Origin of the sequence: uncultured Methylibium sp. (assembly GCF_902826655.1) — a bacterium.
Classification (GTDB): domain Bacteria; phylum Pseudomonadota; class Gammaproteobacteria; order Burkholderiales; family Burkholderiaceae_C; genus Methylibium.
Map to the genome: position 1 here is coordinate 1 of NZ_CADEFR010000092.1, position 8,906 is coordinate 8,906.

11 protein-coding genes are annotated in these 8,906 nt (G+C 67.1%); 6 read left to right on the forward strand and 5 right to left on the reverse strand.

The window, feature by feature from the left end; all coding sequences use genetic code 11:
- Positions 1-208: hypothetical protein (locus QZV97_RS19525; RefSeq protein ID WP_295646726.1), on the forward strand; the 208-nt coding region annotated here is incomplete at its 5' end.
- A 24-nt stretch (positions 209-232) separates the two neighbouring features.
- Positions 233-1,435, forward strand: coding sequence for an ammonium transporter (locus QZV97_RS19530; protein WP_295646729.1), 1,203 nt, complete (start codon positions 233-235; stop codon positions 1,433-1,435).
- A gap of 74 nt (positions 1,436-1,509) precedes the next feature.
- Here QZV97_RS19530 and acnA read toward each other — a convergent pair whose 3' ends face one another.
- From acnA to QZV97_RS19555, 5 genes are all read right to left on the reverse strand, one after another.
- Entirely contained in the window at positions 1,510-4,233 is a 2,724-nt protein-coding gene (gene acnA / locus QZV97_RS19535) for an aconitate hydratase AcnA (RefSeq protein WP_295646732.1), read from the reverse strand.
- A 65-nt stretch (positions 4,234-4,298) separates the two neighbouring features.
- Entirely contained in the window at positions 4,299-4,721 is a 423-nt protein-coding gene (locus tag QZV97_RS19540) for a type II toxin-antitoxin system VapC family toxin (protein ID WP_295646736.1), read from the reverse strand.
- Complete coding sequence (locus QZV97_RS19545; protein ID WP_295646739.1) at positions 4,718-4,963, reverse strand: AbrB/MazE/SpoVT family DNA-binding domain-containing protein; 246 nt, start codon at positions 4,961-4,963, stop codon at positions 4,718-4,720. Before QZV97_RS19545 ends, QZV97_RS19540 begins: the two co-directional genes overlap by 4 nt.
- A 144-nt stretch (positions 4,964-5,107) precedes the next feature.
- The gene (locus tag QZV97_RS19550; protein ID WP_295646742.1) at positions 5,108-5,644 is read right to left on the reverse strand and encodes a hypothetical protein; all 537 of its coding nucleotides are present in this window, start codon (positions 5,642-5,644) and stop codon (positions 5,108-5,110) included.
- Positions 5,645-5,819: 175 nt separating this feature from the next.
- Positions 5,820-6,806 (reverse strand): malate dehydrogenase, encoded by a 987-nt coding sequence (locus QZV97_RS19555; protein ID WP_295646745.1) that lies wholly within the window; start codon positions 6,804-6,806, stop codon positions 5,820-5,822.
- Between the two features lie 187 nt (positions 6,807-6,993).
- Here QZV97_RS19555 and QZV97_RS19560 point away from each other — a divergent pair, with 187 nt between their 5' ends.
- From QZV97_RS19560 to QZV97_RS19575, 4 genes are all read left to right on the forward strand, one after another.
- Positions 6,994-7,770 carry a GntR family transcriptional regulator gene (locus QZV97_RS19560; RefSeq protein ID WP_295646748.1) on the forward strand — a complete coding sequence of 259 codons (777 nt, stop codon included), beginning with the start codon at positions 6,994-6,996 and terminating at the stop codon, positions 7,768-7,770.
- An 88-nt stretch (positions 7,771-7,858) separates the two neighbouring features.
- A complete protein-coding gene (gene sdhC, locus QZV97_RS19565; protein WP_295646751.1) occupies positions 7,859-8,287 on the forward strand; it encodes a succinate dehydrogenase, cytochrome b556 subunit in 429 nt (142 codons plus the stop codon).
- Between the two features lie 9 nt (positions 8,288-8,296).
- On the forward strand, positions 8,297-8,659 hold the full coding sequence (sdhD, locus tag QZV97_RS19570) for a succinate dehydrogenase, hydrophobic membrane anchor protein (protein WP_295646754.1): 363 nt from the start codon (positions 8,297-8,299) through the stop codon (positions 8,657-8,659).
- Positions 8,660-8,663: 4 nt separating this feature from the next.
- Positions 8,664-8,906 (forward strand): FAD-dependent oxidoreductase (locus tag QZV97_RS19575; RefSeq protein WP_295646756.1); only part of this gene is annotated, 243 nt, incomplete at its 3' end.

An 8,906-nucleotide genomic window follows, 5' to 3' on the forward strand; every position in this document is an offset into this window, starting at 1 on the left:
CTGTTCATGGCTTCACGTCATGCAAGATTCGGGCGAGTTATGCAGACGTTCCTTAAGCCCTTGTATAGGGCATAACGCCCATAAATTGGGCATCGTTGTCGCACTTGCCCTGGCTTGCGTCGATCCTGGCCGCACCAAACAAGGCATTCAAATTGCTATGGCGGTGCACGTCGGTCCCGCATGGTGCGGTCGGCATCCTTTTTTCTGACCGTCCGCGGGCATCGGAGGCGACATGGATCAAGTCAAGCAGGGCACCGATGCCCTGTTCATCCTGCTCGGGGCCATCATGGTCCTGGCCATGCATGCGGGCTTCGCGTTCCTCGAGCTCGGCACGGTCCGGCAGAAGAACCAGGTCAATGCGCTGGTCAAGATCCTGGTGGACTTCGCGGTCTCGACCATCGCCTACTTCTTCGTCGGCTACACGGTCGCCTACGGCGTCGACTTCTACAGCGGCGCCGGCGTGCTGGCCGACAAGAACGGCTACGAGCTCGTCAAGTTCTTCTTCCTGCTGACCTTCGCCGCGGCGATTCCCGCGATCGTGTCGGGCGGCATCGCCGAGCGGGCCCGCTTCGGCCCGCAGCTGCTGGCCACGGCCGTTCTGGTCGGCGTCGTCTACCCGTTGTTCGAGGGCGCCGTGTGGGGCGGCCGCTTCGGCCTCCAGGCCTGGATCGAGGCGACGACCGGGGCCGCTTTCCACGATTTCGCCGGCAGCGTCGTGGTTCACGCCGTGGGTGGCTGGATCGGCCTGGCTGCCGTGCTGCTGCTGGGGCCGCGCAGCAACCGCTACCGCAAGGACGGCGCGATCAGCGCGCACCCGCCGTCGAGCATCCCCTTCCTGTCGCTCGGGGCCTGGGTCCTCGCGGTCGGCTGGTTCGGCTTCAACGTGATGAGTGCGCAGACGATCGACAAGATCTCCGGCCTGGTCGCCGTCAACTCCCTGATGGCGATGGCCGGCGGCACCGTCGTCGCCGTGCTGGTCGGTCGCAACGACCCGGGCTTCGCCTACAACGGCCCGCTCGCCGGGCTGGTCGCCGTGTGCGCCGGCTCCGACGTGATGCATCCGGCCGGCGCCCTGGTGGTCGGTGGCGTGGCCGGCGCGATCTTCGTCTTCATGTTCACGCTGACGCAGAACCGCTGGAAGATCGACGACGTGCTCGGCGTCTGGCCGCTGCACGGCCTGTGCGGCGTGTGGGGCGGCATCGCCTGCGGGATCTTCGGCAGCACGGCGCTCGGTGGCCTCGGCGGCGTGAACCTCGGCGCGCAGTTGATCGGCACCTTGGCGGGCGTCGCCTGGGCGCTGACGGGCGGCTTCACGGTCTACGGCGTGATCCGCGCGGTGATGGGGCTGCGGCTGTCGCAGGAGGAAGAGCACATCGGCGCCGACCTCTCGATCCACCGCATCGGCGCGACGCCCGATCGCGAGGTGAGCTGGTAGGCGAGCAGGGCTTCGACAAGCTCAGCCCGAACGGAAGCTTCCGTTCGCCCTGAGCCTGTCGAAGGGCCGGTCCGTCAGGCCGCCAGCAGCTGCCGCAGCACGAACGGCAGGATGCCGCCGTGCTTGTAGTAGTCGACCTCGATCGGGGTGTCGATGCGCAGGATCAGAGAGACCGACTTCTTCGAGCCATCGGCGCGGCTGATCACGAGCGTCGCATCGCTCTGCGGCTTGATCTCGGCGCCAAGCACGATGTCGATCTGCTCGTCGCCCTTCAGGCCCAGGCTCTCCCACGAATCACCGGCCTTGAACTGCAGCGGCAGCACGCCCATGCCGACCAGGTTGCTGCGGTGGATGCGCTCGAAGCTCTTGGCGACCACGGCCTTGATGCCCAGCAGCTGCGTGCCCTTGGCCGCCCAGTCGCGCGACGAGCCCGTGCCGTACTCCTCGCCGCCGAAGATCACCGTCGGCACGCCGGCGTCGATGTACTTCATCGCAGCGTCGTAGATCGCCAGCTTCTCGCCGGTCGGCTGCATCAGGGTGTAGCCGCCTTCCTCGCGCGATCCGTCCGGCCGCGCCGGCAGCATCAGGTTCTTGATGCGCACGTTGGCGAAGGTGCCGCGCATCATCACCTCGTGGTTGCCGCGGCGCGAGCCGTAGCTGTTGAAGTCGGCCTTCAGCACGCCGTTCTCGAGCAGGTACTTGCCGGCCGGCGTGGTGTCCTTGAAGGAGCCGGCGGGCGAGATGTGGTCGGTGGTGATGGAGTCGCCGAACAGGCCCATGATGCGGGCGCCCTGCACGCCGGCCACCAGCTGCTTCGGCTGCATCGCGAAGTCGGCGAAGAACGGCGGCTCGGCGATATAGGTGCTCTTGGGCCAGCTGTAGACGTTGCCCTTCACGCCCTTGATCCGCTCCCAGAGCTTGCCCGGATCGTTCTTGACCTTGTCGTAGTTCTTCTTGAAGGCCTTGCCGTCCATCGCGTGCTTCATCAGCGCGTGGACCTCCTCGCTGGTCGGCCAGATGTCGCCGAGGAAGATGTCCTTGCCATTCTTGCCCTTGCCGACCGGCTCGGTCATCAGGTCCTTCTGCACGTTGCCGGCGATCGCGTAGGCCACCACCAGCGGCGGCGAAGCGAGGAAGTTGGCCTTGAGGTTCGGGTGGATGCGCGCCTCGAAGTTGCGGTTGCCCGACAACACCGCAGCGCAGACCAGGTCGTTCTTCGTGATCACCTCGTTGATCTCGGGCGTCAGGTCGCCGGCGTTGCCGATGCAGGTGGTGCAACCGTAGGCGGCGACGCTGAAGCCCAGCTTCTCGAGGTAGGGCAGCAGGCCGGCCTTGGTCAGGTACTCGGTGACGATGCGCGAGCCGGGGGCCAGCGAGGTCTTGACGTGCTTCTTGACGGTGAGCCCGGCCTCCACGGCCTTCTTGGCCACGAGGCCGGCGGCGAGCAGCACGCCGGGGTTGCTGGTGTTGGTGCACGAGGTGATCGCGGCGATCAGCACGTCGCCGTTCCTGATCTCCAGGCCGTCGCTCGTGGTGAAGCTCTGGGTGAGCTTCTCGGCCGGCTGGTTGAAGCCGTTGTCGGCCGGCGCCTTACTGAACAGCGAGCCGAACTGCGTCTTCACGTTGCCGAGCTCGATGCGGTCCTGGGGGCGCTTGGGACCCGACAGGCTGGGCGCCACGGTCCCGAGGTCGAGCTTGACGACCGAGCTGTAGTCGATGTCGCCGGTCTTCGGCACGCCGAACAGCTTCTGCGCCTTGAAGTAGGCCTCGAAGGCCTCGATCTCGGCCTTGCTGCGGCCGGTGCCCTCGAAGTAGTCGATGGTCTTCTCGTCGACCGGGAAGAAGCCCATGGTCGCGCCGTACTCGGGCGCCATGTTGGCGATGGTGGCGCGGTCGGGCAGGGCCAGGGTCTTGGTGCCTTCACCGAAGAACTCGACGAACTTGCCGACCACCTTGGCCTTGCGCAGGATCTCGGTGACCGTCAGCACCAGGTCGGTGGCGGTCACGCCCTCGCGCAGCTTGCCGGTCAGTTCGAAGCCGACCACGTCGGGCGTCAGGAAGTAGACCGGCTGGCCCAGCATGCCGGCCTCGGCCTCGATGCCGCCCACGCCCCAGCCCACCACGCCGATGCCGTTGATCATCGTCGTGTGGCTGTCGGTGCCGACCAGGGTGTCCGGATAGTGCACGCCGTCCTTGGCCTTGTGCACACCGCGCGCCAGGTACTCGAGGTTGACCTGGTGCACGATGCCGAAGCCCGGCGGCACGACGCCGAAGGTGTCGAAGGCATCCATGCCCCACTTCATGAACTGGTAGCGCTCCTGGTTGCGGCTGAACTCGAGCTTCATGTTCAGGTCCAGGGCCTTCGGCGAACCGAAGTGGTCGATCATCACCGAGTGGTCGACCACCAAGTCGACCGGCACCAGCGGCTCGATCGCCTTGGGGTTCTTGCCCATCTTGGCGGCGACGTTGCGCATCGCGGCCAGGTCGGCCAGCAGCGGCACGCCGGTGAAGTCCTGCAGCACGACGCGCGCGACGACGAAGGGGATCTCGTCGCTGCGCTCGGCGGTCGGCTTCCACCGGGCGAGCTGCTCGACGTGGTCGGCCGTGACCTTCTTGCCGTCGCAGTTGCGCAGCACGCTCTCCAGCACGATGCGGATCGACACCGGCAGGCGGCTGACGCTCGGAAACTGCCTGGCCAGTTCGGGCAGCGAGAAGAACTTGCCCTCCTTGCCGGAAGCGGTCTTGAAGGTCTTGAGCGTCTTGGGGAAGGCGTGGGCAGGAGCTTTGGCGGTGGCCATGGCGAACCTCGGTGTCTTGGAGTGGAGGAGAGAGGAGCAGCGGAAGGAAAGCAAGGACTGTGCGCTCAGGGAACCTTCGGTTCGATGACTTTCAGGCCCTTGAAGTAGTCGCGGTAGAAGCCGGCATCGCGGGTGATCAGCGCGGCGCATTGCAGCATGGCATGGGCGCCGACCAGGAAGTCCGGGATGGTGCGGGGCGAAGCGGGCGTGCGGCCGGCGGATCGCACGCGCTGCTTGTACTTGCGCTGCATCTCGCCGGCGCGGATGGCGGCGCGCTGGTCGATGGCCGAGTAGCGGATGCCCATGTCCTCGACGACGTCCATCACTTCGGAGCCGTGGCCCAGTCCGCTGGTGACTTCGCTGACGACGACGTCGCAGACGACGACCGGCCCGCCGCCGAGCGCCAGCCGCAGACAGGCTTCGGCAGCGTCTGCGCGGGCATCGTCGCCCAGCAGGTCGATCAGCACCGACGAATCGATGGCGATCACAGATCGACGGGGTCGCCGGGCGCGCGGCCGCGCAGCTCGCGCATGATGTCGTCGGTCGTCACGCCTTCGGGCAGCTTGAAGCGGCCGCGGGCGCGCGAGATCGCGTCGTCGACGTTCTTGCGCAGGATGATGCGGCCGCCGTCGAGCTCGACCTTGAGCGTGCTGCCCTTGGTCAGGCCGAGGGCGTCGCGCACGGCCTTGGGCAGCGTGATCTGCCCGCGTTCGGCAACGGTGGCTTCCATGGCATCCATGCGGGTTTCGGTATGCATTGATTCTACATACCGACGCCGGCATATTCAACCGCCGAGAACGACAAGCCCGGCCGGGGAAGCTCCCTCAGCCGGGTCGACGGGGGACGCGGCGCCTCGGCGGCGCTCTACGGCGGCTTACTGCGGCGACGCCGCCTTCACGGCCTCGACCGCGGCACGCTGCTCGGCGTGCATGCAGCCGTCGACCATGCGCTGGCCGATCTTGTGATTCATCATCATCGACTTGCTGGGGATCTGCAGCCAGACGATGCCGTTCTTCTTGTCCTCGAGGCGCACGGCGCCGGTCGTCGTCTCCTGGGGCACCATCGTGTACGAGGCCTTGTTGAACGCAACCTTGAAGTGGCCCGGCTTGCCCTGCAGCGGATCGACCTGGACCTTCTGGTTGAACTCGCACTGCGCGGTGCCGGTCAGCACGCGGTTCGCGATCTCGAGCTGGTTGTTGTTGATCTCCTCGGTGACCTCGGTGGCCAGCGCCAGGCCCTTGGCTTCGGACTTGATCTCCTTGCGCGACTGCGACACCGGCTTCTTGGCCGGCGCGGGCTTCGCGGCAGGCTTGGCCGCAGGCTGGCCGGCGGTCTGCGCGATGACCGCAGGGCTCGTGGCAAACATGCCCGCGGCGAGGACCGACAGGGTCAGGGTGCAGATGCGGCTCATGGAAACGCTCCAATCGAAATGAGATGGGGCATTGTCGAAGCGGCATCGACCGGCAGTCGTTGCAAGTTGCATCTGCGGTGCCTGTGCGGCGCGGCGCAATTCACGCTTCGCGACTCCAAGAGGAAAGGCCGGCGCCCTCCCGGACGCCGGCCTTCCCGTCGGAGGATCGGTGCGCTCAGAGCAGATGCTTCACGCCGTCCTGTTCTTCCTGCAGTTCCTTCAGCGTCAGGTTGATGCGCTCCTGCGAGAAGGCGTCGATCGCCAGGCCCTCGACGATCTTGTACTCGCCGCCGGCGGTGGTCACGGGGAAGCCGAACATCACGTCCTTCGGGATGCCGTACTCGCCGTTGCTCGGGATGCCCATCGTGACCCAGGCGCCGTTCGAGCCCAGCGCCCAGTCGCGCATGTGGTCGATCGCGGCGTTGGCGGCCGACGCCGCCGACGACAGGCCGCGCGCCTCGATGATGGCGGCGCCGCGCTTGCCGACCGTCGGCAGGAACACGTCCTTGTTCCAGACCTGGTCGTTGATCAGGTCCTTGACGTTCTTGCCGCCCACGGTGGCGAAGCGGTAGTCGGCGTACATCGTCGGCGAGTGGTTGCCCCATACGGCCATCTTCTCGATGTCCTTGACGGCCGTGCCCGTCTTCGCGGCAACCTGGCTCAGCGCGCGGTTGTGGTCCAGGCGCAGCATCGCGGTGAAGTTCTTGCGCGGCAGGTCCGGGGCGCTCTTCATCGCGATGTAGGCGTTGGTGTTGGCCGGGTTGCCGACCACCAGCACGCGGACGTTGCGCGAGGCGGCGGCATTGAGCGCCTTGCCCTGGGCCGTGAAGATCTGCGCGTTGGCGGCCAGCAGGTCCTTGCGCTCCATGCCGGGGCCGCGGGGACGCGCGCCGACCAGCAGCGCGTAGTCGGTGTCCTTGAAGGCAGCGTTGGCGTCGCCGTGCGCTTCCATGCCGGCCAGCAGCGGGAAGGCGCAATCCTCGAGTTCCATCATCACGCCCTTCAGCGCCTTCTGGGCCTTCTCGTCCGGGATCTCGAGCAACTGCAGGATCACGGGCTGGTCCTTGCCCAGCATCTCGCCGGAGGCGATGCGGAACAGCAGCGCGTAGCCGATCTGGCCAGCGGCTCCGGTGACGGCCACGCGGACGGGTTTCTTGCTCATGGTGAGGCTCCGGAAGAGGGGTCGGGCGGGGAAGGCGGCCGTGCGCCGGTGCGCGGCCGGGGACGTGCGCCAAGTGTAGGAGCAGTCGCCAGCCACCCCGGTCAGTCTGCCCCAATCTTGTGTCTTATATAAGACATCTTTCATGGGTTATGGGCGTCACGGCGGCCGGCTGTGATGCAATCGGGCGATGGCTGCCGCGCTGCCCCCGACCTCCGCGCTCGACGACGCTGCGCTCGACGCCGCCGGGCCTGCCTTCAGCCCGCTCTACCAGCAGATCAAGGCCCTGATCACGCGCAGCCTGCAGGCCGGCGAGTGGCGCCCCGGCGAGGCCATCCCGAGCGAGATGGACCTGGCGGCCCGCTACAAGGTCAGCCAGGGCACGGTGCGCAAGGCGATCGACGAGCTGGCGACCGAGAACCTCGTGGTGCGGCGCCAGGGCAAGGGCACCTTCGTCGCGACCCATGCCGAGGAGCAGGTGCAGTACCGCTTCCTTCGCCTCGTCCCCGAACCCGACCAGAAACCCGGCCCGGTCGAGCGCCGCTTCATCGACTGCAAGCGCCTGCGCGCGCCGGCCGAGGTGGCGCGCCTGCTCGACCTGAAGGCCGGCGACCCGGTGATCCAGGTGCGCCGGCTGCTGTTCTTCGGCGGCCGGCCGGTGGTGCTCGACGACCTGTGGCTGCCCGGCCTTCTATTCAAGGGGCTGACGGCCGAGCGCCTGAGCGACTACCGCGGGCCGATGTACGCGCTGTTCGAGACCGAGTTCGGCGTGCGCATGATCCGCGCCGAGGAAAAGGTGCGCGCGGTGGCCGCGAGCACCGCCGACGCGCCGCTGCTGGGCGTGACCGAAGGCGCCCCTCTGCTGAGCGTCGAGCGTCGAACGCTGACGTATGGCGACAAGCCGGTGGAACTGCGCCGCGGCCTGTACGACACGAGCAATCATCACTACCGCAACGAACTGAACTGAGCGCACTCGTCGTCGGCGACACCGCCGAATGATCTGCTGCAATGCAATAACATCGCCGAGTTCTACGCATGACGACAAGGTCCCGGGCATGACAGACAGCACCGCCAGCCGGCCCCGTCCGGTCTACCGCAACATCCACGTGACGCAGATCCTCGGCTACCGGCTGCCGCCGGCCGGGATCGTGTCGATCCTGCATCGCATCAGCGGCGCGCTGATGTTCGTGCTGCTGCCCTTCGTGGTGTGGTTGTTCGACGTGAGCCTGAGCTCCGAGATCAGCTACGAGCGCTTCACCAGCGCCTTTTCGGCGGGGGTCGGCTTCCTGCCGGGCTTCGTGATGAAGCTGGTCGCGCTGGCCTTGATCTGGGCCTACCTGCTGCATTTCATCGCCGGCCTGCGCCACCTGTGGATGGACATGTCGCATTCAGTCAGCAGGGAGGTCGGCCATGTGTCGGCCCTGGTGACGCTGGGCCTGAGCACGCTGCTCACGCTGGCGCTGGCTGTCCGGCTTTTCTTCTGAGGAGCGGCGATGACCCCGACCTATGGATCCAAGCGTGTCGTCGTCGGCGCCCACTACGGCCTGCGCGACTGGCTCAGCCAGCGCGTCACCGCCGGCCTGATGGCGCTGTTCACGATCGTGCTGCTGGTGCAGGTGCTGTTCGGCGGCCCGCTCGGCTACGAGCGCTGGGCCGCGATCTTCTCGTCCCAGTGGATGAAGGTGCTGAGCTTCGTCGTCATCGTTTCGCTGGCGTGGCATGCCTGGGTCGGCGTGCGCGACATCTGGATGGACTACGTCAAGCCGGTCGGCGTGCGGCTGCTGCTGCAGGTGGCCACGATCGCGTGGCTGGTGGGCTGCAGCGGCTGGGCGGTCCAGGTGCTTTGGAGGCTGTGAGTTCATGAGCGCGAAACTTCCGACCCGCAAGTTCGACGTGGTCATCGTCGGGGCCGGCGGCTCCGGCATGCGGGCCTCGCTGCAGCTGGCACGTGCCGGACTGAACGTGGCCGTGCTGTCCAAGGTGTTCCCGACCCGGTCGCACACGGTGGCGGCGCAGGGCGGCATCGGCGCCTCGCTCGGCAACATGTCCGAGGACAACTGGCACTACCACTTCTACGACACCGTCAAGGGCTCCGACTGGCTC